The organism is Rhizobium sp. 9140 (genome assembly GCF_900067135.1).
GTDB lineage: Bacteria > Pseudomonadota > Alphaproteobacteria > Rhizobiales > Rhizobiaceae > Ferranicluibacter.
Genome location: NZ_FJUR01000001.1, coordinates 3530261 through 3552103, shown reverse-complemented (window position 1 = coordinate 3552103; position 21843 = coordinate 3530261). Strand labels below are relative to the sequence as shown.

Annotated in this window: 24 protein-coding genes; 13 read left to right on the top strand and 11 right to left on the bottom strand. The window is 64.4% G+C overall.

Annotation, left to right across the window (positions count from 1 at the left end; genetic code table 11):
- Positions 1–52 precede the first annotated feature (52 nt).
- Positions 53–997, bottom strand: coding sequence for a site-specific tyrosine recombinase XerD (xerD, locus tag GA0004734_RS16785; protein WP_092935499.1), 945 nt, complete (start codon positions 995–997; stop codon positions 53–55).
- Positions 994–1155 (bottom strand): hypothetical protein, encoded by a 162-nt coding sequence (locus tag GA0004734_RS26070; protein ID WP_092935498.1) that lies wholly within the window; start codon positions 1153–1155, stop codon positions 994–996. The genes xerD and GA0004734_RS26070 overlap by 4 nt, the downstream gene beginning before the upstream one ends.
- Positions 1156–1316: 161 nt before the next feature.
- Here GA0004734_RS26070 and GA0004734_RS26295 point away from each other — a divergent pair, with 161 nt between their 5' ends.
- From GA0004734_RS26295 to GA0004734_RS16770, 3 genes are all read left to right on the top strand, one after another.
- Positions 1317–1898, top strand: a complete 582-nt coding sequence (locus GA0004734_RS26295) for a shikimate kinase (RefSeq protein WP_092935497.1) — start codon at positions 1317–1319, stop codon at positions 1896–1898.
- A 66-nt stretch (positions 1899–1964) separates the two neighbouring features.
- On the top strand, positions 1965–3098 hold the full coding sequence (aroB, locus tag GA0004734_RS26290) for a 3-dehydroquinate synthase (RefSeq protein WP_092935496.1): 1134 nt from the start codon (positions 1965–1967) through the stop codon (positions 3096–3098).
- Positions 3095–4399: an HlyC/CorC family transporter gene (locus tag GA0004734_RS16770; protein ID WP_092935495.1), complete on the top strand. Its 1305-nt coding sequence runs from the start codon at positions 3095–3097 to the stop codon at positions 4397–4399. The genes aroB and GA0004734_RS16770 overlap by 4 nt, the downstream gene beginning before the upstream one ends.
- 13 nt (positions 4400–4412) lie before the next feature.
- On the opposite strand, the gene GA0004734_RS16765 is transcribed toward GA0004734_RS16770, so the two are convergent.
- Positions 4413–4694, bottom strand: coding sequence for a BolA family protein (locus GA0004734_RS16765; RefSeq protein WP_092935494.1), 282 nt, complete (start codon positions 4692–4694; stop codon positions 4413–4415).
- Positions 4695–4847: 153 nt separating this feature from the next.
- On the opposite strand from GA0004734_RS16765, the gene GA0004734_RS16760 reads away from it, so the two are divergent.
- The 4 genes from GA0004734_RS16760 to GA0004734_RS16745 all read left to right on the top strand — a co-directional run bounded on the left by GA0004734_RS16760 (position 4848) and on the right by GA0004734_RS16745 (position 9513).
- Entirely contained in the window at positions 4848–5486 is a 639-nt protein-coding gene (locus GA0004734_RS16760) for a J domain-containing protein (RefSeq protein ID WP_092935493.1), read from the top strand.
- Between the two features lie 80 nt (positions 5487–5566).
- On the top strand, positions 5567–6562 hold the full coding sequence (gene cobS / locus GA0004734_RS16755; RefSeq protein ID WP_062595689.1) for a cobaltochelatase subunit CobS: 996 nt from the start codon (positions 5567–5569) through the stop codon (positions 6560–6562).
- 4 nt (positions 6563–6566) lie between these two features.
- A complete protein-coding gene (gene cobT / locus GA0004734_RS16750; protein ID WP_092935492.1) occupies positions 6567–8465 on the top strand; it encodes a cobaltochelatase subunit CobT in 1899 nt (632 codons plus the stop codon).
- 133 nt (positions 8466–8598) lie between these two features.
- On the top strand, positions 8599–9513 hold the full coding sequence (locus tag GA0004734_RS16745; RefSeq protein ID WP_092935491.1) for an esterase-like activity of phytase family protein: 915 nt from the start codon (positions 8599–8601) through the stop codon (positions 9511–9513).
- 213 nt (positions 9514–9726) lie between these two features.
- Here the strand turns inward: GA0004734_RS16745 and GA0004734_RS16740 are convergent, their stop codons facing one another.
- Together GA0004734_RS16740 and rpmB are read right to left on the bottom strand one after the other, a co-directional pair.
- Positions 9727–10368 carry a queuosine precursor transporter gene (locus tag GA0004734_RS16740; protein ID WP_092935490.1) on the bottom strand — a complete coding sequence of 214 codons (642 nt, stop codon included), beginning with the start codon at positions 10366–10368 and terminating at the stop codon, positions 9727–9729.
- A 163-nt stretch (positions 10369–10531) separates the two neighbouring features.
- The gene (rpmB, locus tag GA0004734_RS16735; RefSeq protein ID WP_092935489.1) at positions 10532–10828 is read right to left on the bottom strand and encodes a 50S ribosomal protein L28; all 297 of its coding nucleotides are present in this window, start codon (positions 10826–10828) and stop codon (positions 10532–10534) included.
- 315 nt (positions 10829–11143) lie between these two features.
- Here rpmB and GA0004734_RS16730 point away from each other — a divergent pair, with 315 nt between their 5' ends.
- Positions 11144–11887: a DUF3108 domain-containing protein gene (locus tag GA0004734_RS16730; RefSeq protein ID WP_245292527.1), complete on the top strand. Its 744-nt coding sequence runs from the start codon at positions 11144–11146 to the stop codon at positions 11885–11887.
- 52 nt (positions 11888–11939) lie between these two features.
- Complete coding sequence (locus GA0004734_RS16725) at positions 11940–12848, top strand: aromatic amino acid exporter YddG (RefSeq protein ID WP_092935487.1); 909 nt, start codon at positions 11940–11942, stop codon at positions 12846–12848.
- Here GA0004734_RS16725 and GA0004734_RS16720 read toward each other — a convergent pair.
- Together GA0004734_RS16720 and gloB are read right to left on the bottom strand one after the other, a co-directional pair.
- On the bottom strand, positions 12833–13306 hold the full coding sequence (locus GA0004734_RS16720) for a cupin domain-containing protein (RefSeq protein ID WP_245292450.1): 474 nt from the start codon (positions 13304–13306) through the stop codon (positions 12833–12835). The genes GA0004734_RS16725 and GA0004734_RS16720 overlap by 16 nt on opposite strands.
- A complete protein-coding gene (gloB, locus tag GA0004734_RS16715; RefSeq protein WP_092935486.1) occupies positions 13306–14076 on the bottom strand; it encodes a hydroxyacylglutathione hydrolase in 771 nt (256 codons plus the stop codon). The genes GA0004734_RS16720 and gloB overlap by 1 nt, the downstream gene beginning before the upstream one ends.
- Positions 14077–14248: 172 nt before the next feature.
- Between gloB and GA0004734_RS16710 the strand changes: the two genes are divergently transcribed.
- The 3 genes from GA0004734_RS16710 to GA0004734_RS16700 all read left to right on the top strand — a co-directional run bounded on the left by GA0004734_RS16710 (position 14249) and on the right by GA0004734_RS16700 (position 17142).
- The gene (locus GA0004734_RS16710; protein ID WP_092935485.1) at positions 14249–15004 is read left to right on the top strand and encodes a class I SAM-dependent methyltransferase; all 756 of its coding nucleotides are present in this window, start codon (positions 14249–14251) and stop codon (positions 15002–15004) included.
- Positions 15005–15101: 97 nt separating this feature from the next.
- Positions 15102–16208, top strand: coding sequence for a histidinol-phosphate transaminase (gene hisC, locus GA0004734_RS16705; protein ID WP_092935484.1), 1107 nt, complete (start codon positions 15102–15104; stop codon positions 16206–16208).
- A gap of 7 nt (positions 16209–16215) precedes the next feature.
- Positions 16216–17142, top strand: a complete 927-nt coding sequence (locus GA0004734_RS16700; protein ID WP_092935483.1) for a prephenate/arogenate dehydrogenase family protein — start codon at positions 16216–16218, stop codon at positions 17140–17142.
- 11 nt (positions 17143–17153) lie between these two features.
- Here the strand turns inward: GA0004734_RS16700 and GA0004734_RS16695 are convergent, their stop codons facing one another.
- Positions 17154–18155: a DUF2125 domain-containing protein gene (locus tag GA0004734_RS16695; protein WP_092935482.1), complete on the bottom strand. Its 1002-nt coding sequence runs from the start codon at positions 18153–18155 to the stop codon at positions 17154–17156.
- Positions 18156–18457: 302 nt separating this feature from the next.
- On the opposite strand from GA0004734_RS16695, the gene GA0004734_RS16690 reads away from it, so the two are divergent.
- Positions 18458–19003: a gamma-glutamylcyclotransferase gene (locus tag GA0004734_RS16690; RefSeq protein ID WP_092936388.1), complete on the top strand. Its 546-nt coding sequence runs from the start codon at positions 18458–18460 to the stop codon at positions 19001–19003.
- On the opposite strand, the gene GA0004734_RS16685 is transcribed toward GA0004734_RS16690, so the two are convergent.
- The 3 genes from GA0004734_RS16685 to GA0004734_RS16675 all read right to left on the bottom strand — a co-directional run bounded on the left by GA0004734_RS16685 (position 19000) and on the right by GA0004734_RS16675 (position 21799).
- Entirely contained in the window at positions 19000–19800 is an 801-nt protein-coding gene (locus GA0004734_RS16685; RefSeq protein ID WP_092935481.1) for a lysophospholipid acyltransferase family protein, read from the bottom strand. The two genes, GA0004734_RS16690 and GA0004734_RS16685, sit on opposite strands and share 4 nt — an antisense overlap.
- A 175-nt stretch (positions 19801–19975) precedes the next feature.
- Complete coding sequence (locus GA0004734_RS16680) at positions 19976–20695, bottom strand: YdcF family protein (RefSeq protein WP_092935476.1); 720 nt, start codon at positions 20693–20695, stop codon at positions 19976–19978.
- Between the two features lie 153 nt (positions 20696–20848).
- Positions 20849–21799: a cell division protein FtsX gene (locus tag GA0004734_RS16675; RefSeq protein ID WP_092935474.1), complete on the bottom strand. Its 951-nt coding sequence runs from the start codon at positions 21797–21799 to the stop codon at positions 20849–20851.
- Between the last annotated feature and the right edge of the window lie 44 nt (positions 21800–21843).

Genomic DNA, 21843 nt, shown 5'->3' with positions numbered 1-21843 from the left:
GATCGTTTCGACGCGGGTCTCCCGTGGCATTCCAGAACGGGAGGCGAGCGTCCTAATCCTGTTTTTTGGCCTGTTTGGCAAGAGGGTGATGGTTTTGCACAAGGTCGTGCAGCCTTTCCTCCAGCACATGCGTGTAGATTTGTGTGGTCGAAATGTCCGAATGGCCGAGCAGTTCCTGCACGGCGCGAAGATCCGCGCCATTGGCCAGGAGGTGGCTGGCGAAGGCATGACGCAGCACATGCGGCGAAATCGAGGCGACGCGGACGCCGGCCCGTCCGGCCAGGCCCTTCAGGTCGCGCGCAAAGACCTGACGGGGGAGATAGCCGGATTCCGAGTTGGAGGGAAAGAGCCAGGGGCTGTCTTCCCCGCCCTTTGCCGCCGTTTCCGCCTGCATCCGCGCGCCATAGCGCTGGAGGCTCGCGATGGCGCTGCGCGACAAGGGTACCATGCGCTCCTTGTTGCCCTTGCCGCGCACGATGAGGAAGCGGCCATCGCGGGCGAGCACCGAAGCGGGGAGGGAGACGAGTTCGCTGACGCGCATGCCGGTCGCGTAGAGAAGCTCGATCAGGGCGGCCATGCGCAGCTTGTCGAGACCCGGCTCGGCCATCGACTCTGCTTCGGCCTGGGTGATGAGGCGCGTCACATCGTCGACGCTCATGGTCTTGGGCAGCGGGCGGCCCTTCTTCGGCGCATCCAGCACGCCGGTCGGGTCGTCGGTGCGGATCCCCTCGGCATAGAGGAATTTGTAGAACTGGCGGAGCGCCGACAGGCGGCGGGCCTGCGAGGACGCCTTGAAGCCCTGCGCGGCGAAGTCGGCGAAATAGGCACGAAAATCGTCCGGCCCGGCTTCGGTCGCCTTCACGCCGCGCGCTTTCAGAAAAGACAGGATGTCTTCGAGATCGCGCTGGTAGGAGGAGAGCGTGTTGACGGCCGCGCCGCGCTCGACGCTCATCATCTCCAGGAAGGACTCGAGGTGGGCGGACGACAGATCCATTATTTCGGAGCCAATCTTTCGGGATCAAGCCGCTCGGGTGGTATGCGGATCGTCACGTCGCGCTCGGCCGGATCGACGAAGGTAACGAGGGCCAGCATGGTTCCATAGACGGCGCCGGTGATGATGAGACAGATGAAGAGAAATCGGACAAGGGTGGGCATGATCGTCTCCGAGGCGTCGATCTATATGAGGCCGGCTCTGTCTGATCGCAAGCACGGGCATGTTTGCGCGGGGATAGGAAAGAGGCGAGCGACCCTTGCGCGACTTGACGCTTCCGCCCGTTTTGTCGATAGAACAGGGAAATGGGGAAAGTCTTGCGGTGATGAGCGACGTGGTCGAGCCGGTTTCGGAAACGCTGGTCAAGCGGGCGAGAGCCGTGCTCGGCCGGCGCAACCTCGTCTTCGTCGGGCTGATGGGCGCCGGCAAGTCGGCCATCGGGCGCCTGACGGCGCAGGCGCTGTCGCTGCCTTTCGTCGATTCGGATCACGAAATCGAGCGCGTCTCGCGCATGACCGTCGCCGAACTCTTTGCCGCCTATGGCGAAACGGAGTTCCGGGCGCTGGAAACGCGGGTGATTAAGCGGCTGCTGCAGTCGGGTGCCCGGATCGTCTCCACCGGCGGCGGTGCGTACATCAACCCGCAGACGCGCCGGAACATTCAGAAAAGCGGCGTTTCCGTGTGGCTGAACGCCGAACTCGACGTCCTGTGGGACCGTGTCAACAAGCGCGAGGGACGACCTCTCCTGAAGACCGACAATCCCAAGGGTACGCTCGAAAAGCTGATGATCGAGCGATATCCGATCTATGCCGAGGCGGATGTGAGCGTGCTCTCGCGCGACGTCAAGAAGGAGCGCATCGTGGAAGAGGTGCTGGAAGCCATCGCCGCCATCCCTCCGAAAAAATAGGGCAGCCGAAGAAATAGCGCCGCCGAAGAAAAGTCGTCAGAGACCAGCCATAGAGTGAGCCAAGCGATGAGCGAAACCCCGACCGTGCGCAAGATCCATGTTCCGCTCGGCGAACGTGCCTATGACATCCTGATCGGGCCCGGACTGATCGGCTCGGCCGCGCAGGAGATTGCGGCGCGGCTGACCGGGCGACGGATGGCGGTGGTGACGGACGAGAACGTCGCGCCGCTCTATCTCAAGCCGTTGATGGACAGCCTGGCGCAGGCAGGGATCGAGGCGGTGTCGGCCATTCTTCCTGCGGGGGAGAAGACAAAGAGCTTCGAGCACCTCATTCCCGTCTGCGAGACGATCCTCGGCGCGCGCATCGAGCGCAACGATGCGGTCATCGCGCTCGGTGGTGGCGTCATCGGCGACCTTACGGGGTTTGCTGCCGGCATCGCCCGGCGGGGCTCCCGCTTCATCCAGATCCCGACCTCGCTTCTCGCGCAGGTCGACAGTTCCGTCGGTGGCAAGACCGGCATCAACTCGCCGCATGGCAAGAACCTGATCGGCGTCTTTCACCAGCCGGATCTGGTGCTCGCCGATACCGACGTGCTCGACACGCTGTCGCCGCGCGAATTTCGCGCCGGCTATGCCGAAGTCGCGAAATACGGCCTGATCGACAAGCCGGACTTCTTCGCCTGGCTGGAGGCCAACTGGCAGGCGGTCTTTGCCGGCGGTGCGGCGCGCATCGAGGCGATTGCACTGAGTTGCCAGGCGAAGGCCGATGTGGTCGTGGCCGACGAACGCGAGAACGGCCGCCGGGCGCTGCTCAATCTCGGCCATACCTTCGGCCACGCGCTGGAAGCCGCCACCGCCTATGACGGTACCCGTCTCGTGCATGGCGAGGGTGTGGCGATCGGCATGGTGCTCGCGCACGCGTTTTCCGCCCGGATGAACCTTGCCAGCCCCGACGTCACGGCCCGGGTGGAGGCGCATCTGCGCACTGTCGGCCTGCCGACGCGGATGAGCGAGATCCCCGGGCAGCTGCCGCCGCCGGAGGTTCTGATGGATGCCATCGCGCAGGACAAGAAGGTGAAGGGCGGCAAGCTCACCTTCATCCTCACCCGCGGCCTTGGCGAAGCCTTCGTCGCCGACGACGTGCCGACCTCGGCCGTGCTGTCGTTCCTTGCCGAAAACCATCCCGATCGCGCGGCATGACCATGGAGGCGCTGACGGCCATCCTCATCGCGCACGGGCCGGCCGTGCTGGCGATCCTCCTGATGATCGCGCTCGCAGCTTTCCTCTCGGGCGCGGAAACGGCGCTCACGGCGGTGTCGCGCACGCGCCTGCACACGCTCGACGTTCAGGGCGAGGCGCGCGCCGGCGTGGTCGATCGGCTCATCGAGCGGCGCGACCGGGTCATCGGCGCGCTGCTGCTCGGTAGCAATCTGGCGCGCGTTCTCGCGACCTCGGTCGCCACGGGCCTGTTTCTCTCAGGCTTCGGCGCGCCGGGCGTTGCCTATGCGACCATCGCGATGACGATCCTGCTCGTGGTGCTGGCCGACGTGCTGCCGCGCAGCTGGGCGAATGCGGGGCCGGAGCGCTTCGCGATCGGCGTCGCTCGGCCGGTGCGGCTGGTCGTGGCGGTCGTCGGGCCGCTGTCGAGCCTCGTGAATGCCATGGTGCGGGCCATCATGAAGGCGTTCGGCTTCAACCTTTCGCATGAGGCGCCGATGCTGACGGCGCATGAAGAGCTGCGCGGGGCCGTCGATTTTCTTCATCGGGAAGGCGCGGTCGTCAAGGCGGACCGCGACCGCGTCAGCGGCGTGCTCGATCTCGACGAGCTTGAAGTGTCCGACATCATGGTGCACCGGATGGCGATGCGGGCGCTGAATGCGGATGACCCGCCGGCCGTCAACGTAAAAGCCGTGCTGGACAGCCCCTATACGCGCATGCCGGTGTGGCGCGGCTCGGCCGACAACATCATCGGTGTGCTCCACGCGAAGGATCTTCTGCGGGCTCTGGCGGAGCCGGATGTCCAGCCGGACACGGTCGATATCGTCAGAATCGCGCAGAAACCCTGGTACGTGCCGGATGCGACGAACCTTGCAAACCAGCTCAGCGCCTTCCTGCGCCGCAAGAGCCATTTCGCCATCGTCGTCGACGAATATGGCGAGGTGCGCGGGCTGGTAACGCTGGAAGATATTCTGGAGGAGATCGTCGGGGATATCGCCGACGAGCACGATCCCGATGTCCGCGGCGTCTATCCTCAGGCGGACGGGTCACTCGTGGTGGATGGCGGGGTGCCGATCCGCGACCTGAACCGGGCGCTCGACTGGTCGCTGCCGGACGGCGAGGCGACGACCATTGCCGGTCTCGTGATCCATGAGTCCCGAACGATACCGGACGAACGGCAGGCATTTACCTTCTACGGCAAGCGCTTCATCGTCATGAAGCGCGTCAAGAACCGCATCACCAAACTGCGCATCCGCCCGGCCGAGAATACCGCCCCTACCTGAACGTCTGCGTCAGCTACCAGCGCGTCTCTTCGCCGGGAGCCGCGGGCTCGACGGCAAGGGCGTGGAGGCCGGCGTCGAGTTCCGACTTCAGGAGATCGTTGATCGCCCGGTGGCGGGCGATGCGGGACATGCCGGTAAAGGCATCCGCGACGATGCGTACGCGCATGTGGGTCTCGCCGGTGCCGTTGAAATCGGCGTGGTGGCCGGCATGGAGGTGGCTTTCGTTGATCACGGCAAGCCGGGAAGGCTTGAAGGCCTCGGTGAGCCTTGTGGTGATCCGTTGCTCTAACGACATGGTTTTGCCTCGTTTTTCTGGCTTGCGATACGAGGTGGACGCGGCGGTCGGACCTCTGTCGCTCAACATGCCCTGCTCCTGGCAAATCACCATCAAAAAGCCTGCAACATTCGCGTTTGTCAATTCTTGTTGTGACCCCTCCATCACACCATAATGTGTGCCATGAAGCTCGACTCAAAATACTTCGATACCATCCGGACGAAGCGACGCGGGACCACCCGGAAACCGGAGCCCGTGGCCCCGACGTGCCAGTGGGACGGCTGCGAGGAAAATGGCGGGCATCGCGCTCCGGTCGGGCGCAATGCCGAAAACCAGTATTTCATGTTCTGCTTCGAGCACGTGAAGGAATACAACAAGGGCTACAACTACTTCTCCGGCCTGTCGGACAACGAGATCGCGCGCTACCAGAAGGAGGCGCTGACAGGGCATCGGCCGACCTGGACGCTGGGCGTGAACCGCAGCGCGAAGAACGCGCCGGAGCAGGGCCAGACACGGTCCGGTTCGGCGGGCTCCAAGGCGCGGATGAGCGACCCGTTCGGCTTCCTGCACGAGGCCAGGGCGCGCCGGGCGCAGCCGGAGCCGCGCCAGCGCAAGCTGAAGACGCTGGAGACAAAAGCCTTCGATACTCTCGGCCTGCCGGCCACGGCGACCGCCACGGACATCAAGGCCGCCTACAAGGATCTCGTGAAAAAGCACCATCCCGACGCCAATGGCGGAGATCGCGGATCGGAAGACCGTTTTCGCGAGGTCATTCAGGCCTACCAATTGTTAAAACAGGCGGGCTTCTGCTAGGAAGTACCCCGTCACACTGCAATGCGATATGAGGCCCAGCGCGAAGCGCGGCCCCCGGCGACTTAATGAGCGGAGACATGATGAGCAAGGTAGACCTCGATATTTCCAATCTTCCCGATACGACCGTATCCGTCCGCGAGGTCTTCGGAATCGACAGCGACCTGCGCGTGCCGGCCTATTCCAAGGCCGATGCCTATGTGCCGGACAGCGATCCCGACTATCTCTTCGACCGTGAAACCACGCTTGCGATCCTCGCCGGCTTTGCGCACAACCGCCGCGTCATGGTGTCGGGCTATCACGGCACGGGCAAATCCACCCATATCGAACAGGTGGCCGCGCGGCTGAACTGGCCCTGCGTGCGCGTCAACCTCGACAGCCATGTCAGCCGTATCGACCTCGTCGGCAAGGATGCGATCGTCGTCAAGGACGGCATGCAGATCACCGAATTCAAGGACGGCATCCTGCCCTGGGCCTACCAGCACAATGTCGCGCTGGTCTTCGACGAATACGATGCCGGCCGCCCGGACGTGATGTTCGTCATCCAGCGCGTGCTCGAATCCTCCGGCCGCCTGACCCTGCTCGACCAGAGCCGCGTCATCAGGCCGCACCCCGCTTTCCGCCTGTTTGCGACCGCCAATACGGTCGGCCTCGGCGATACCACCGGCCTCTATCACGGCACGCAGCAGATCAACCAGGCGCAGATGGACCGCTGGTCGATCGTCACCACGCTCAACTACCTGCCGCATGACAACGAAGTCGATATCGTCGCCGCCAAGGTCAAGGGCTTCACCGCGAAGCGCGGCCGCGACACGGTGTCGAAGATGGTACGCGTCGCCGACCTGACCCGTGCCGCCTTCATCAATGGCGACCTGTCGACCGTCATGAGCCCGCGGACCGTTATCACCTGGGCCGAGAACGCGCATATCTTCGGCGATATCGCCTTTGCATTCCGGGTGACCTTCCTCAACAAGTGCGACGAACTGGAGCGGGCGCTGGTGGCCGAACATTACCAGCGGGCCTTCGGCGTGGAGCTGAAGGAAAGCGCCGCCAACATCGTCCTCGAAGCGACGGCCTGATCGCATGGCAGGGCGCGGCGACAATACGAGACCGAAACCCGGCGTCCAGGTGGATGTCGAACCGTTCCGCCGCGCGCTGACCGGCTGCATCCGCTCGATCGCCGGTGACGCGGAGATCGAGGTCGTGTTCGCCAATGAGCGCCCCGGCCTCACCGGCGACCGTATGCGCCTGCCGGACATTTCCCGCCGCCCGACGCGGCAAGAACTGTCGGTGACGCGCGGCATCGGCGACAGCATGGCGCTGCGCAAGGCGTGCCATGACGACCGTATCCACGCGACCATGTCGCCGCAGGGTGCGGATGCCCGCGTCATCTTCGACGCCGTGGAGCAGGCGCGCTGCGAGGCCATCGGCTCGATGCGCATGGATGGCGTGGCGGAGAACATCTCCTCCATGCTGGACGAGAAATATGCCCGCGCCAATTTCGGCACCATCGAGCGGCAGGCCGATGCCCCGATCGAGGAGGCCGTGGCGCTGATCGTGCGCGAGCGGCTGACCGGGCGCAAGCCGCCGGAATCAGCCGGCAAGGTGCTCGATCTCTGGCGCTCCTTCATCGAGGAGAAGGCCGGCCGCGAGATGGAAAACCTCTCGGGCGCCGTCAACGATCAGCAGGCCTTCGCCCGCGTCGTGCGCAACATGCTCGCCTCCATGGACGTGGCCGAGAAGTACACGGACGAGGAAGCCGAGCCGGACGACCAGGAAACGCAGACGGACGAGGACCAGCCGCGCAGCCAGGAGCAGGACGAATCCACGTCCGAAGAGGATGCCGGCTCGGATGCCGCGCCGTCCGAAGAGAACGAATCTGCCGAAGAGCAGATGGACGACGGCGAGATGGACGGCGCCGAGATTTCCGACGAGGAAATGTCGGATGACGGCGACGAGGACAGCGAGACGCCCGGCGAGGTCAAGCGGCCGAACAGCCCGTTCGACGACTTCAACGAGAAGGTCGATTATTCCGTCTTCACCGAGGAGTTCGACGAGACCATCACCTCCGAAGAGCTCTGCGACGAGGCGGAGCTCGACCGGCTGCGCGCCTTCCTCGACAAGCAGCTCTCGCATCTGCAAGGCGCTGTCGGCCGCCTCGCCAACAGGCTTCAGCGCCGCCTGATGGCGCAGCAGAACCGCTCGTGGGAATTCGATCTCGAAGAGGGCTATCTCGATCCGGCGCGCCTGACGCGCCTCATCATCGATCCGATGCAGCCGCTGTCCTTCAAGCGGGAGAAGGACACGAATTTCCGCGACACCGTGGTGACGCTGCTGATCGACAATTCGGGCTCCATGCGAGGCCGGCCCATCACGGTCGCTGCCACTTGCGCCGACATTCTGGCGCGGACGCTGGAGCGCTGCGGCGTCAAGGTCGAAATCCTCGGCTTCACCACGAAGGCGTGGAAGGGCGGTTTGGCGCGCGAGAAATGGCTTGCCAGCGGCAAACCGCAGGCGCCGGGCCGGCTGAACGATCTGCGCCATATCATCTACAAATCGGCCGACGCGCCTTGGCGCCGGGCGCGGCGCAATCTCGGCCTGATGATGCGCGAAGGTCTGCTGAAGGAAAACATCGACGGGGAAGCGCTGATCTGGGCGCATAACCGTCTGCTGGCGCGGCCCGAGCAGCGGCGCATCCTGATGATGATCTCGGACGGCGCGCCGGTTGATGACTCGACCCTGTCGGTCAATCCGGGAAATTATCTCGAGCGTCACCTGCGGGCCGTGATCGAGCAGATCGAGACCCGGTCGCCGGTCGAACTGCTGGCCATCGGCATCGGTCACGACGTGACGCGCTATTATCGCCGCGCGGTCACCATCGTGGATGCCGACGAACTGGCCGGCGCGATGACCGAACAGCTTGCCTCGCTGTTTGACGACGAGAACGGACGCGGACGACGCGCAGCCCGGCGTGCGGGCTGAGCCAACCAAGCGGGGCAGGCCCGTAAGCGGCGCGTGGTGTCGGCTCGTGGTCCTCGCGGGCTTTTGGGCGTGCGCCTCGCTTGCGCCGGCGCAGGCGGCAAACCCTGAGCCTGATCAGCCGGCCACCGAGGCAATGACGATCTTTGCAAAGAAGATCGAGACGTTTCGGTTCGGTTCCGATCAGCGCTTGTTCGGCAGGCTGGAGTTCATCGGCGGTCTCGACCTCACCTCGAACAATGCCTTGTTCGGCGCTTTTTCATCGATCCGTTTTCGCGCCGATGGCGAACATTTCGTCGGCGTGCTCGATACGGCGCACTGGCTGGAAGGCCGCATCGAGCGGGATCCCGGCGGCCGACTGTCGGGCCTTGGCGACGTTACCGTGATGTCTATGAAGGACCGGCAGGGTCGCACCGAGAGCGCCAAGGCACTCATGGACTCGGAAGGTGTCGCATTGCGTGACGGGCAGGTGCTCGTCAGCTTCGAAGGCGACGCGCGGGTGGACATCTATCCCGATCCCGGCTTCACGCAGTCGCGGCCGCTCAGAACCTTGCCGATTCTGCTTCCACGCGACAGGCTGAAGCGCAATCGCAGCCTCGAAATGGTGGCGGTATCGCCAAAGGAGAGCCCGCTTGCAGGCGCCCCCGTTATCGTCGCCGAGCTTTCCTTCGACAAGAATGATCACCTTCTCGCTGCCGTGCTCGAAGGGCCGCGCAAAGGCGTGTTCGGCGTGGTGCAGAAGGATCCCTTCGCTGTGACGGACGGTGCCTTCCTGCCGAATGGGGATCTTCTGCTGCTGGAGCGCCGTTTCAGCTTCGCCGCGGGTCTCGGCATGGAAATCCGGCGCATCAAGGCTGACGACATCCGCGCCGGTGCCGTTGTCGATGGCGAGGTGCTGATCTCCGCCGATCTCGGCTACCAGATCGACAATATGGAAGGCCTCGATGTGGTCGTCCAACCCAGTGGCGACACCCACCTCATCCTCGTCTCCGACGACAACCACTCGATTCTCGAGCGATCGCTGATGCTGGAGTTCAAGCTTCTGCCGTGAGGGCGGGGGTGTGGGGTATGGCGCTGCGCGCTGCCCCTCATCTGCCTGCCGGCATCTTCTCCCCGCGTGGCGGGGAGAAGAGACTCGTGGCGCCTTCGTCGTTCCCACCCACAACTGTCACGAAGAAGCGAGCGCTTCCCGCATGTTCCTTCTCCCCGCAAGCGGGGAGAAGGTGGCGGCAGCCGGATGAGGGGCTGCGACGTCCGACCAACCTCAGACGCGCGCTCCCGGCGCTCCCGGCATCGGCTTCAGGACGTTCATCAAGGCGCCGTAAGGCAGCAGCAGCACCAGGCCGACGAGGATTTTGACGACGAGATCGCCGAGCGTCCAGGAGATCCAGCGGGGCGCTTCCGTCGTGAGAAGGCCGAGGATCGGAGAGGACGCGAGAGCAAAGGGATCGTTCGGGCCGATGAAGGCGAAGATCGGGGCGAAGGCGAGGGAGAAGAATATGGCCGTGTCGAGCGCCGAACCGAACAGGGAGCCGGCGAGCGGCGCGCGCCACCAGCGTTGACGGCGCAGGCGGTTGAAGACCGAGATATCCAGAAGCTGCCCGAAGAGGAAGGCCGAGCCGGAGGCGATGGCGATGCGCGGCGTGGCGACCATGATGGAGATCACGACGGCGACCGCAAAGCCGCAAATGACGACACGCCGGGCGATCTTCGGCCCGAACTGGCGGTTGGTGAGGTCGGTCACCAGAAAGGCGGCGGGGTAGGTGAAGGCGCCCCAGGTGAGAAGATCACCCAGCTGCATGCCGGCAATGGAGCCGGGCAAGGGGAACTGCACCAGAAAGTTTGAGGCGACGACCACGAGGGTCATCAAGGCAACGTACGTCGCGAACAGGCGTGTGTTCAGCATTTTTTTATCCTGGGTGATGCCACCAGTTGGAGGAGAGGATCTGCTGCCCGAATGATGGCAGGTCCCTATGAAACGTTAGATGCGAAACCGTATCACATGCGCATGGAAACGGCCCGCCGATGACGGCAGGCCATGATCCGGAATGCTCAGGCTTCGTTGCTTATCAGGCAGCAACGGCTTCTGCGGTCTTCTTGACGATCTGGCGGCGCAGCAGGCGTGCGCGCTGTGACAGGTCTACTTCGCTTGCCTTGAGCAGGAAAGCATCGAGACCGCCACGATGCTCGACCGTGCGGAGAGCTGCAGCCGAAACGCGAAGGCGGAAGCGCTGGTTCAGCGAGTCCGAGATCAGCGTGACCTGGCACAGGTTCGGCAGGAACCGGCGCTTGGTCTTGTTGTTCGCGTGGCTCACATTGTTGCCCGACTGGACGCCCTTGCCGGTCAATTCGCAACTACGGGACATGGAATCACCTATTTCTTTTCGCCTGCGTTCAATGCGTTTGCGGGCCACAAGCCCAAGCAGCATTCCCACCGGTCATGATTGGAAAGTTGCGGTTCTATAGTCAGAGCCGCGGCGCACGTCAAGACAAAACACCGGAATTTCCCGCAAAGTCGGGGCAGGGCGGTGGAAAAGACGGCCGTATGCCGGTCGGTGCAGGCTCGGTAACACGGGCGTAGAAATGCCGCAAACGCTTCCTATCTCTCCTTCTTTCTCCCGATCTCTTTCGGAAAGGTTCTCGGCATGGCCCTGCGTGTCGGTCTTGCGGCTCTTGCCGCAATGTCCCTGGTGACGGTTCCCACGAATGCGGCGCGGCCGGCGGATGTCGTGCACGATACCGACTACACCATCTCGCTCGCCGGCCTTCCGATCGCCAAGGCCTCGTTCCATACCAAGCTTGATGATCGACGCTACACGATCTCGGGAACGCTGAGTTCGGCCGGTCTTGCGGATATCCTGTCGAGCACGAGCGGGCGCACGGAGGTCTCCGGGACGATCGAGACCGACAAGCTCGTCGCCACCGACTATTCCGTGCGCTACCAGACCGGCAAGAAGAAGCGCGCGATCGACGTTGCCTTCGACAACGGCAACGTGACCTCGGCGACCCTGACGCCGCAGCGCAAGAAGCCGCCGAAGAACTGGGTTCCGGTGACGAAGGAGGACATGCGCGGCGTGGTCGATCCCCTGTCGGGCCTGATCTTTCCGGCCGGTGCCAAGGTGTGCCCGAAGACGCTGCCGGTGTTCGATGGCGAATCGCGCATGGATCTGAAATTGAGCGCCAAGGGCACGAAGCCGTTCAAGACCGAAGGCTTCAGTGGCGACGTCATCGTCTGCGGCATCCAGTTCGTGCCAAAATCGGGCTACCGCAAGGGCCGCGAGGATGTGGATTACCTTCGCAAGCTCGACAGCATGGAGATCTGGTTTGCCAAGTCGGATACCGTGCAGGTATATGCTCCGGTCTATGTCCGGATCCCGACGAAGTACGGTCCGGTGACCGTGTGGGCCACGCGCTTCAAGGGGTGATCCGCTCAGGATCTTATCCCGACGCTGCCTGCTGACAGCGGAGAGTGGGCGGATGCAGACCAGAGCGACGTTGATCGGATTTTCCGCCATTCTGATGTGGGCGCTGCTGGCGCTCTTCACGGCCGCCTCCGGCACGATGCCGCCTTTCCAGCTTTCGGCGATCTGCTTTGCCATCGGTAGCCTTCCCGGTCTCGTCGTGCTGGCGCTCAAGCCGGAGCGGCTGGCGCTGCTGCGGCAACCCGCCCGGGTCTGGCTGGTCGGCATCGTCGGGCTCTTCGGTTATCATGCGCTCTACTTCACGGCGCTGCGCAGCGCGCCGGCGGTGGAGGCCGGGCTGATCGCCTATCTCTGGCCGTTGCTGATCGTGGTTGGCTCGGCCCTCCTGCCGGGCGAGCGGCTGCGGTGGTATCATGTCGCCGGCGCGCTCTGCGGCCTTGCCGGCACGGCGATGATCGTCGCCCGCAACGGCGTCGCTTTCGACAGCGCCTATACGCTCGGCTATGGCTCGGCGCTCTGCTGTGCTTTCACCTGGGCGATCTATTCGTTGCTGACGCGGCGTTTCGAGGCTGTGTCCACCGATGTCGTCACGGGCTTCTGCCTCGCAACCTCGGTCCTGTCGCTGTTCTGCCATCTCGCCCTGGAAACGACCGTGTGGCCGGACACCGGCATGCAGTGGCTGGCGGTCGTGGGCCTCGGGCTGCTGCCGGTCGGTGCGGCCTTCTACGCCTGGGATTACGGCGTGAAGAACGGCAATATCCAGCTTCTCGGGGTCGCGAGTTACTCGGCGCCGGTGCTCTCCACGTTGACGCTCATGCTGTTCGGATTTGCCGAGCCGTCGCTGAACATCGCGCTGGCCTGCCTGCTCGTGACGGGCGGAGCGGTTCTTGCCGCGCGCGACGTGATCTTCCCGTCGCGCAAGGTTCCGGTTCCGGCCGAAGAGCAGGCTCAGCCGGCGGCGTGAGGCGCCGGCGGCTCCCATCCGGGCGGTGCCATTTCGAACACACTGAAATCGAAGTCCGGCGCGACGGTGCAGCCGACGAGCGTCCAGGCGCCGCGTGATTCGGCCGACTGCCAGGTGCCGGCGGGAACCACGCCTTGCGGGCGTTCGCCCTTTTCGAGATCCGTGCCGAGGACGACGGTCGTGGTGGGTTCGCCCGGTGCGGCAAGCCGGAGGGTAAGGGCCGCGCCGGCGTAATGGTGCCAGACTTCCGCGGCATCGAGAACGCGGTGCCAGTGCGATCTTTCGCCGGCTTCCAAAAGGTAGTAGATCGCCGTGGAATGCCCGCGCGGGCCACCGGTCTCGTCGCGAAAGGTCTCGACGTACCAGCCGCCTTCGGGATGCCTGATCATGCCAAGCGCGGCGACGATCGAACTGGCGTCCTGCGTCTCTCCTTGTGCCGTCATCACGTGCGCCGTCATTAAAAGCTGTCCTTGCGTTTGCGGATTTCGGCGAAGATCTCGCCATCGCTGGCGGAGGGCATGTCCAGATGGGCGCGGATGCCGGGGTCGGCCGGGCGCAGGAAAGGGTTGGTGCGCTTTTCCAGGCCCAGCGTCGTCGGCGCGGTAAAGCCCCCACGCTCGCGCAAGGCCTCGATCTCGGCGGCGCGGGCCTTCAGTTCCGCGTTGCCGGGATCGACCGTCACGGCGAAACGCGCGTTCGAAAGCGTGTATTCGTGGCCGAAATAGACCTGCGTTTCGTCCGGCAGCGCCATCAGCTTCTGGAGCGAGGACCACATATCGGCCGGCGATCCCTCGAACAGGCGACCGCAACCCAGCGCAAACAGCGTGTCGGCGGCAAAGAGCAGGCGGTCGTCCGGCAGGTGGTAGCAGATATGGCCGGCGGTGTGGCCGGGCGTGCCGATCACGTGGACCTTGTGTCCGGCGAAGGTGAAATCCCCGCCGTCGCCGATGGTCATGTCGATGCCGGGGATGCGCGAGGCCTCGCGATCCGGGCCGATGATGGTGGCGTCGTAGCGGGTCTTCAGAGCGAGGTTCGCGTCCACATGGTCGGTGTGGTGATGCGTGGTGAAGATGTGCGTCAGCGTCCAGCCGCGCCGCTCCAGCGCGTCGAGGATCGGCTGTTCCTCAGGCGCATCGATGGAGGCCGTCTCGCCGCTTTCGGGATCGTGCAGGAGGACGCCGAAATTGTCGGTCCGGCAGAGGAACAGGTCGAGATCGAACGCTGGCATGATGAGATCCTCGGGGAGAACTGGAACGGGGGAATCGTCAGGGGAATGTAAAGGCGGCGAAGGGGAAGTCCAGCGATAGCCAGCCATCGAGATGGCTGGCGCGAAAGCCCCGGCGTGAAAATCGGCGTTATCAAGGTTTCCTTTCTCCGGGCCGCGCACTACCCTCTCCCGCATGCACGCCGATATCGTCGATCTTCGCCAGTTTTATCATTCGCGGCTCGGGCGCTTCACCGAGCAGGCGATCTCCATGGCGCTTGCCTCCATCTGGGCGCGGTTGCCGGAGGAGCGACTGGTGGGGCTCGGCTATGTCCTGCCCTATCTGGAGCGCTTCCGTGCCGATACGGAGCGGACCTTTGCCTTCATGCCGGCAGGGCAGGGGGCTGTGAACTGGCCAGTCGCCGAGCTGTCCTCGACGGCGCTCGTCTTCGATGAGGAGCTGCCGCTGCCCGACAGCTCGATTGATCGTATTCTCATGGTGCACGCGCTGGAATTTGCCGAAAATCCGCGCGAGACCATGAAGGAGCTCTGGCGGGTGCTGGCGCCCGGCGGGCGGCTCGTCATTGTGGTTCCCAACCGGCAGGGCGTCTGGGCGCGGATGGACCACACGCCCTTCGGTTCCGGCCGTCCCTATTCGCGCGGGCAGCTGACGGCACTCCTCCGGGAGACGAATTTCACGCCGGGCGCTTCCTGCGAGGCGCTGTTCTTCCCGCCATCGACCACGAAGACCGTGCTGAAGCTCGGGCGTGCCTTCGAGAAGATGGGGCGGGCGCTCTGGCCGGTGTTCTCGGGCGTGATTGTCGTGGAGGCGCAGAAGCGGCTTTATCAGGGGCTGCCGGTGGCAGCGCGCGCATCGCGGCGCGTGTTCGTGCCCGTGCTGGCGCCGCAGGGTGTGCCGACCACGCGCGACGGGCCGCCGCCCACGCGGTGAGGGGCTCGCCTAAGCCCTCGACACGCCTAAACCCTCGACAAGGCGGCGATGGAGCGATAATGGCAGAGCCATCCGTGACACCAGCGAAAGCCAGACCATGAGCTCCTTCCCGAACGCTCCGACCCCGCGCCCCGGCATTCTCGACATCGCCGCCTATGTGCCGGGCAAGGAACACGCTCCGGGCGTGGCCAAGGTCTACAAGCTCTCCTCCAACGAGACGCCGCTGGGTGCGAGCCCGAAGGCATTGGAGGCCTTTCGCGAGGCTGCTGGCCAGCTGGAGCGCTACCCGGACGGGCAGGCGATCGAGCTTCGCAATGCCATTGCCGAGGTCTACGCGCTCAACCCTGCGAACCTGATGTGCGGCAACGGCTCGGACGAGCTTCTGGGGCTGCTCGCCCACACCTATCTCGCGCCGGGCGATGAGGCTGTTATCACCGAGCACGGCTTCCTCGTTTACAGGATCCAGATCATGGCGGCCGGCGGTACGCCGGTGACGGTGAAGGAGCGGGATTGCCGCGTCGATGTCGATGCGATCCTCGCCGCCGTGACCGACAAGACGAAACTGGTGTTCATCGCCAACCCCGGCAATCCCACGGGCACCTTCGTGCCCGTCGAAGAGGTGCGCCGATTGCAGGCCGGCCTGCCGAAGCATGTGCTGCTCGTGCTAGATGCAGCCTATGCCGAATATGTGCGGCGCAACGACTACGAGGCGGGGATCGAACTGGTCTCCTCCAACCAGAACGTCGTGATGACGCGCACCTTCTCCAAGGTCTATGGTCTCGCGGCGCTTCGCGTCGGCTGGATCTATGCGCCCGCCGCCATCATCGATGCGCTGAACCGCAGCCGTGGGCCGTTCAACCTGAATGCGCCGGCCATCGCGGCCGGTGCCGCTGCCGTGCGCGATCAGGCCTTCACGGCCGCTGCCGTCGATTTCAACGCGGAATGGGTCGCCAAGGTGAGCGAGAGACTGACGGCGCTCGGCCTCGAGGTCACGCCATCGGTTGCGAATTTCGTGCTGATGCACTTCCCCGATGTCGATGGTCAACGGGCGGCGGATGCGGATGCGTTCCTGACGAGCCGCGGCTTCATCCTGCGGGCCGTGCGTGGCTACGGCTTCCCCAATTCGCTGCGCCTGTCGATCGGCACGGAGGAGGCGAACGAAGGCGTCCTTGCTGCCCTGACCGAATTCCTCGGGAAGAACTGAGACCGATATGGCCAAGCTCTTCGAAAGGGTCGCGCTGATCGGCATCGGCCTCATCGGCTCCTCCATCGCGCGGGAAATCCGCGACAAGGGTCTTGCAGCCTCCGTGACGATCTCGACCCGCAGCCGCGAGACGCTCGACCGGGCGGCGGTGCTCTGCCTCGGCGACCGCTACGTCCTGTCGCCCGGCGAGGCCGTGGAGGATGCGGATCTCGTCATCGTCTCGGTTCCCGTCGGCGCGTCCGGCGCTGTGGCGCAGGCGATCGCGCCGCATCTCAAAGCCGGGGCCATCGTGACGGATGTCGGCTCCACCAAGGGCTCCGTCATTGCGCAGATGGCGCCGCACCTGCCGGCGAGCGTCCACTTCATTCCCGGTCACCCGATTGCGGGCACGGAATATTCCGGCCCGGATGCAGGCTTCGTCGGCCTTTTCAAAAGCCGCTGGTGCATCCTGACGCCGCCGGCCGGCACCGACGAGACGGCCAAGAATCAGCTGCGTGCCTTCTGGGAAGCGCTTGGTTCGGATGTCGAGGAGATGGACCCGGAACACCACGACAAGGTGCTCGCCATCGTGTCCCACCTGCCGCATATCATCGCCTACAATATCGTGGGGACGGCGGACGATCTGGAGACTGTGACGGAGTCCGAGGTCATCAAGTATTCGGCGTCCGGTTTTCGCGATTTCACCCGTCTCGCTGCGTCCGACCCGACCATGTGGCGCGATGTCTGCCTGCACAACAAGGACGCGATCCTCGAGATGCTGTCACGGTTTTCCGAGGATCTTGCTTATTTGCAGCGAGCGATCCGCTGGGGCGACGGGGACAAGCTGTTCGATCTCTTTACCCGCACCCGCGCCATCCGCCGCTCGATCATCCAGGCCGGCCAGGATACCGACATGGTGGACTTCGGCCGCCATGCACTGGACGCAAAGACCTAAAGTCATCCGCCTCAGAGCTGCGGCAGAACGCCGATGGGGATGAAGGCGAGGAAGGCGGTGCCGTCGCGCACATTGAGCGTGACGGTGGTGTCATTGCCGCCGGCCGCAAGCGCCGTAAGCATGTTGGCGGCGTTGTCGAGCATGTTCTCGCTCTCGGGAAAAGCTTTCGCTAGCGCCGTACGCCATGCTTGCACGTCCTGCATCGTCACCTTGAACGCGCCGGAAATCAGCCCCTGATCATCGACCGTGAACGGGCCGTTTGCCGTCGTCACCATGCCGTTGCCAAGATCGATCGTGAGATTGCGCACCTCGCCCGTGCTGTTGCGCAGGGCATGGCGCGAGAGGCCGCCGCGGTCGAGCACCGTGGCGCGGTCCTTGACCGTGAGATCGATGGCGGCGTTCATCAGCGGCAAGAGGCTTTCGCCGTTGTGGGGCTTCAGGTCGAGCCCGGTGATGGAGACGGCGGCATCGAGATCGGCCGTGTTCTGGCGAAGATGCAGTTCCGTATGAATGGTGGCAAAGCCGAGAGCATCTTCGCCCAGCGTGGGCACCAGCGTGCCGGTCAGGCGTTCGGAAACGACCGATGTGCGGCTGAGGCCCGATAACGTCGCCTGTATGCTCGCCTTCATCGCCTGCCAATCCATCGACGTCGCGATGCCGGGCGAAAAGCGTAACTCGGCCGGACCGTCCATTTCGATGACGGCATGGCCGGGCCAGTAGACCTGTGCTGCGGACCTGAGTGCACCCGCGGAGCCGGAAGCGCCGAGCTTGGTATCGTCCACCTTCACGGAATCGCAGAAGAGCCCGATGCGGAAAGGGAAGCCGCGAACGGTGAGGCCATCGCACCGGGCGCTGACGCTGCCGGAGCGGCTGGTGAGGAAGCTTGCGAGCCGTGTCTCGATCTGGTGCGCGGCCAGAAACCAGATGCCGCTATAGACCGCGAGGAAGATCACGATGCCGATGCCGAGACGCTTGATGCGTGTGCCTGCGGCCGGCGGTGCTGTCTGTGTCATGCGGGTCTCCGGTCGGCGGTCTGGATGCGATGCGGGATCGGCGCGGCGGACGGCGCTTGCGCGGGCCGCGGACACCCTCCGAAAAGGCTGCATCGTGCGGGTCTTCTAACGCATAACATCGGCGATCGGAATGCGTCTGGGAAAATCGGCCGAATGCGGGATTGCGCGCGTCTCGCAGCCTCTAAAATACAGTCGAAGCATGTCCTGCGCGTTCCGCTTGCCGGTATTATGCAGTAGGAGGGCAGGACCGGCTGATATGTCCGGCATGTGACGATGGAATGGACCTTCTTGTGACGGACCTTGTGGTGACGGATTCAGATGATCTGTGGGTGTTCGGCTACGGCTCGCTGATGTGGAATCCGGGCTTCGCCTTCGTCGAGCAGACCCGCGCGCGCGTCTTCGGTTACCGTCGGGCGCTCTGTGTGCGCTCTCATGTCCATCGTGGCACCGCAGAGAGCCCCGGCCTCGTGCTCGGGCTCGACCTTGGCGGCTCCTGCCTCGGCATGGCGTTCCGTATCGCACCGGAGGACTGCGAGGCTGTGATCACCTATCTGCGCGAGCGCGAACTGGTGACGCATGTTTACAAGGAGCGCATGCTGCCGCTGCGGCTCGCCGACGGGCGGACGGTCATGGCTCTCGCCTACGTCATCGACCGCGCTCACCTGCAATATGCCGGCGCGCTGCAGGCCGACGAGGCGGCGCTGATCGTGGCGCATGCGCGCGGGCGCTCGGGCGAGAATGTCGACTATGTCATGAACACGCTCGAACATCTGCGCGAGATGGGCATTCGCGATCACTGGTTGGAAGAGGTTGGTCGCGGCGTGCAGGTTCTGCGCGCCAGGCGCTAGGTCTTCGCCGGCACGGTCACGCCGAGTTCGGCAAGCCGTGTTCGCGCGGTGTCCGGCAGGGGGAGGTGCGGGTTGTTGCGGACGGTCTCCACCAGCAGTTCGTCGCTCGCAGTTTCGGTCACAGAAATCAGCGTCTTCAGGAAGGTATCGCTGTCCAGCCCGGGTCCGATGGGTGGCAGAATGCGGACCTTGAAGTGGCCGGGGAAGCGAAGCGTCGTGCTGCGGGGCCAGAAGAGGCCGGGATGCATCGCCACCGGCACGACGGGAACCTGCAGATCGCGATAGAGACGGGCAATGCCGTATTTATAATCCGGCGGTGCGCCGGGCGAACGCCTTGTGCCTTCGGGATAGATGATCAGCTGCCGCCCGGTGGCGATCTCCGCCTTCGCACGCTGCATGACGGCCGCCATGGCGCGGCCGCGCGCGCTGCGATCCACCGGCACCATGCGCTGCTTGGCGACATACCAGCCGAACAGCGGGATGCGCATCAGCTCGCGCTTGAGGATGAAGAATGGGTCCGACAGCCATGGCAGCAGGGCATAGACGTCCCAGAAGGACTGGTGCTTCGGCGCCAGGATATAGACGCCGTCCTTCGGAATATTGTCCAGCCCCTCGATCTCGAAGGTCGTGCCGACGATCACCCGCATGAGCCAATGATTGCTGCGCGCCCAGTTCTTCGGCACGAACCACGATGTCTTGCGCGACACGAGAAAATAGACCGGCGTCTGCACGATCATGCGCATGATGAGATTGGCGTAGAAGACGACGTTGAAGAGGACCGAGCGAAGGCGAATCATGGGCGGCTTTCGAAGAGCGAGCGGCAGCGCGGATCGAGCGTGCCCTGCCGGGTGCCTACACGAATAAAGCGGCGACGAAAACCGGGATCTCGCGCAGGACAGCGTATAGGCCCGAGGCTGCTGTTTTTGCCGCATTGTCCGACGCCGGAGCGATTCCGCTCCGGCTGGAATTGCGTTATTGCGTGGTCTGGGCGCGCTCCGTCCGTAAGCCGCTATCCGTCGGCGTACCCAGCAGATCGCGCAACGAGGCGACCGTCAGCTTGGCATATTCGGTCAGGATCGATTTCAGAACCATCGGGTTGGCCATCCAGTTCGTGCTTTTCAGGTCAGAATTGACGACCGGATAGGGTACGAAGGCGATACCGGGATTGGCGCGGCGCAGCTCCAGCAGGCTGCGGGGCATGTGGTAATTGTTGGTGACGACGAGGATGCTTTTGTAGCCGTTGTTGCGGATCCAGTTTGCGGTTTCGTGCGCGTTCCCGATCGTGTCGATGGCGTCGTGGCCGATATCGACGCAGCAGCGGAAGAGATCGGCGGAACTCTGTGTGTTGCGGCGAATCTGGCCGCTTGTCGTGGTCGGGTGCACGCCGGAAATCAGCAGCCGCTGGCCGGCGCCGGCCTTCAGGAGATCGACCGCCTGATCGATGCGCTGGAAACCGCCTGTCAGCACGACGATGGCATCGGCTTTGGGATTGGCGGGTGGCTGAAGCGAGGCGACCTGATCGGCGAAATAGAGAAGGCTTGCGGTCGCGCAGCCGGCAACCACCAGCATGACATAGAAGGTCAGGCGGACGAGCTGCCGGCGGAAGCTGACATGCCGGCGCGTTCGCCGCGCAAGGCGCTTGCGCTCGGTTTCGCCGGAAGTCTCCGCTTCGGAGGTTTCGTCCGCCATCATGATGTTCTTCCACCGCCGCGCCGGATGTCTGCGGTTTGACGGGACGGGTGTTGCGATGCTGCGCGACCGGTGGACCAGCTTTGCGCCTTAACGATGGCTTGAGCCGTTGAGGGAGTGAAAACGGGACGGAGGGAGGGAAGGCGCATCGGGATCTCACGAATTCGGGATGAGATCGGCCCGTGCGGGGTCGGAGCGGATGCGGTCGATTTCGTAGATGGTGCGCATGACTGTGAAGCGCGCCGTCAGCGTGGTGAGGAGCGCGATGACGAGCATGATGGCGGCGATGCCGAGATAGCCCGTATATCCAATGGTAAAGGTGCCGAACAGCGCCGTCGCCTGATCGCTCTGGGGCGTGGCGAGCGAGCGGGACTGCCACCAGCCGGCCACAGCAAACGACAAGGCCGCCAGCAGACCGCCCGCGCCCGCGCCCTTGAAGCTGATCTTCAGGAAATGCTTCTGGAATTCGGAGGCGACGAAGCCTGCCTCCGCGCCCACGAAGTGCAGCACCTCGACGATATGGCGGTTGCCCGAGAGCGTGCCGCGCGTGGCGAAGATGACGGTGAGGACCATGGCGGAGAAGACGAGGGTCAGCACGCCGGTGCCGATGAGCGCCGTCGTGTGCGCCATCGCCACAAGCCGGTCCACCCATGTGCGGTGATCATCGAGCGTCGCCTGCGGGATTTCCCCCGTCAGGCGCGTGCGCATTCCAGCGAAGTCGGGCGGGTTGCGCTCGTCTATGGTGATGATGACGAGGCGGGGCACGGGCAGTTCGTCGATATCGAGGCCTTCGCCGAGCCAGGGTTCCAGCAGGCGAGCGGTCGCGGTGCGATCGACGATACTGCCGTTGACGGTGCCGTCGAAGGTCAGCGCGATGTCGCGGGCATCACGCAGCGCCTTTTCCATGTCGAGCCCTTCCTCGGGCCGGATCTGGATCGTCACCTCACGGGAGATCTCGCTCTGCCAGCTCTCCGCCGTCGACCGCACCATGGAGACCGCGCCGAGCGTGAGGCAGGCGAGGAAGGACATGATGGCGATGACCAGCATCAGCGCATTGCCCGAGACGTTGACCGGGGGAACGATGGGCGCCATCGGGCGAACGCGCATCGGGGCTTTCCGCCCTTCCGTTTCCGGCGCGGTCGTTCGGGCGG

Excerpts from the sequence above, each read along its gene's own strand:
- cobS (WP_062595689.1), top strand. The coding sequence starts at position 5,567 with ATGAGCAAGGTAGACCTCGATATTTCCAATCTTCCCGATACGACCGTA.
- hisC (WP_092935484.1), top strand. The coding sequence starts at position 15,102 with ATGAGCTCCTTCCCGAACGCTCCGACCCCGCGCCCCGGCATTCTCGAC.
- GA0004734_RS16745 (WP_092935491.1), top strand. The coding sequence starts at position 8,599 with ATGACGATCTTTGCAAAGAAGATCGAGACGTTTCGGTTCGGTTCCGAT.
- GA0004734_RS16710 (WP_092935485.1), top strand. The coding sequence starts at position 14,249 with ATGCACGCCGATATCGTCGATCTTCGCCAGTTTTATCATTCGCGGCTC.
- GA0004734_RS16740 (WP_092935490.1), bottom strand. The coding sequence starts at position 10,368 with ATGCTGAACACACGCCTGTTCGCGACGTACGTTGCCTTGATGACCCTC.
- GA0004734_RS26295 (WP_092935497.1), top strand. The coding sequence starts at position 1,317 with ATGAGCGACGTGGTCGAGCCGGTTTCGGAAACGCTGGTCAAGCGGGCG.
- GA0004734_RS16765 (WP_092935494.1), bottom strand. The coding sequence starts at position 4,694 with ATGTCGTTAGAGCAACGGATCACCACAAGGCTCACCGAGGCCTTCAAG.
- GA0004734_RS16695 (WP_092935482.1), bottom strand. The coding sequence starts at position 18,155 with ATGACACAGACAGCACCGCCGGCCGCAGGCACACGCATCAAGCGTCTC.
- GA0004734_RS16730 (WP_245292527.1), top strand. The coding sequence starts at position 11,144 with ATGTCCCTGGTGACGGTTCCCACGAATGCGGCGCGGCCGGCGGATGTC.
- GA0004734_RS16700 (WP_092935483.1), top strand. The coding sequence starts at position 16,216 with ATGGCCAAGCTCTTCGAAAGGGTCGCGCTGATCGGCATCGGCCTCATC.
- GA0004734_RS16720 (WP_245292450.1), bottom strand. The coding sequence starts at position 13,306 with ATGACGGCGCACGTGATGACGGCACAAGGAGAGACGCAGGACGCCAGT.
- gloB (WP_092935486.1), bottom strand. The coding sequence starts at position 14,076 with ATGCCAGCGTTCGATCTCGACCTGTTCCTCTGCCGGACCGACAATTTC.
- rpmB (WP_092935489.1), bottom strand. The coding sequence starts at position 10,828 with ATGTCCCGTAGTTGCGAATTGACCGGCAAGGGCGTCCAGTCGGGCAAC.
- GA0004734_RS16725 (WP_092935487.1), top strand. The coding sequence starts at position 11,940 with ATGCAGACCAGAGCGACGTTGATCGGATTTTCCGCCATTCTGATGTGG.
- GA0004734_RS16685 (WP_092935481.1), bottom strand. The coding sequence starts at position 19,800 with ATGATTCGCCTTCGCTCGGTCCTCTTCAACGTCGTCTTCTACGCCAAT.
- aroB (WP_092935496.1), top strand. The coding sequence starts at position 1,965 with ATGAGCGAAACCCCGACCGTGCGCAAGATCCATGTTCCGCTCGGCGAA.
- GA0004734_RS16770 (WP_092935495.1), top strand. The coding sequence starts at position 3,095 with ATGACCATGGAGGCGCTGACGGCCATCCTCATCGCGCACGGGCCGGCC.
- GA0004734_RS26070 (WP_092935498.1), bottom strand. The coding sequence starts at position 1,155 with ATGCCCACCCTTGTCCGATTTCTCTTCATCTGTCTCATCATCACCGGC.
- GA0004734_RS16680 (WP_092935476.1), bottom strand. The coding sequence starts at position 20,695 with ATGATGGCGGACGAAACCTCCGAAGCGGAGACTTCCGGCGAAACCGAG.
- GA0004734_RS16675 (WP_092935474.1), bottom strand. The coding sequence starts at position 21,799 with ATGCGCGTTCGCCCGATGGCGCCCATCGTTCCCCCGGTCAACGTCTCG.
- cobT (WP_092935492.1), top strand. The coding sequence starts at position 6,567 with ATGGCAGGGCGCGGCGACAATACGAGACCGAAACCCGGCGTCCAGGTG.
- GA0004734_RS16760 (WP_092935493.1), top strand. The coding sequence starts at position 4,848 with ATGTGTGCCATGAAGCTCGACTCAAAATACTTCGATACCATCCGGACG.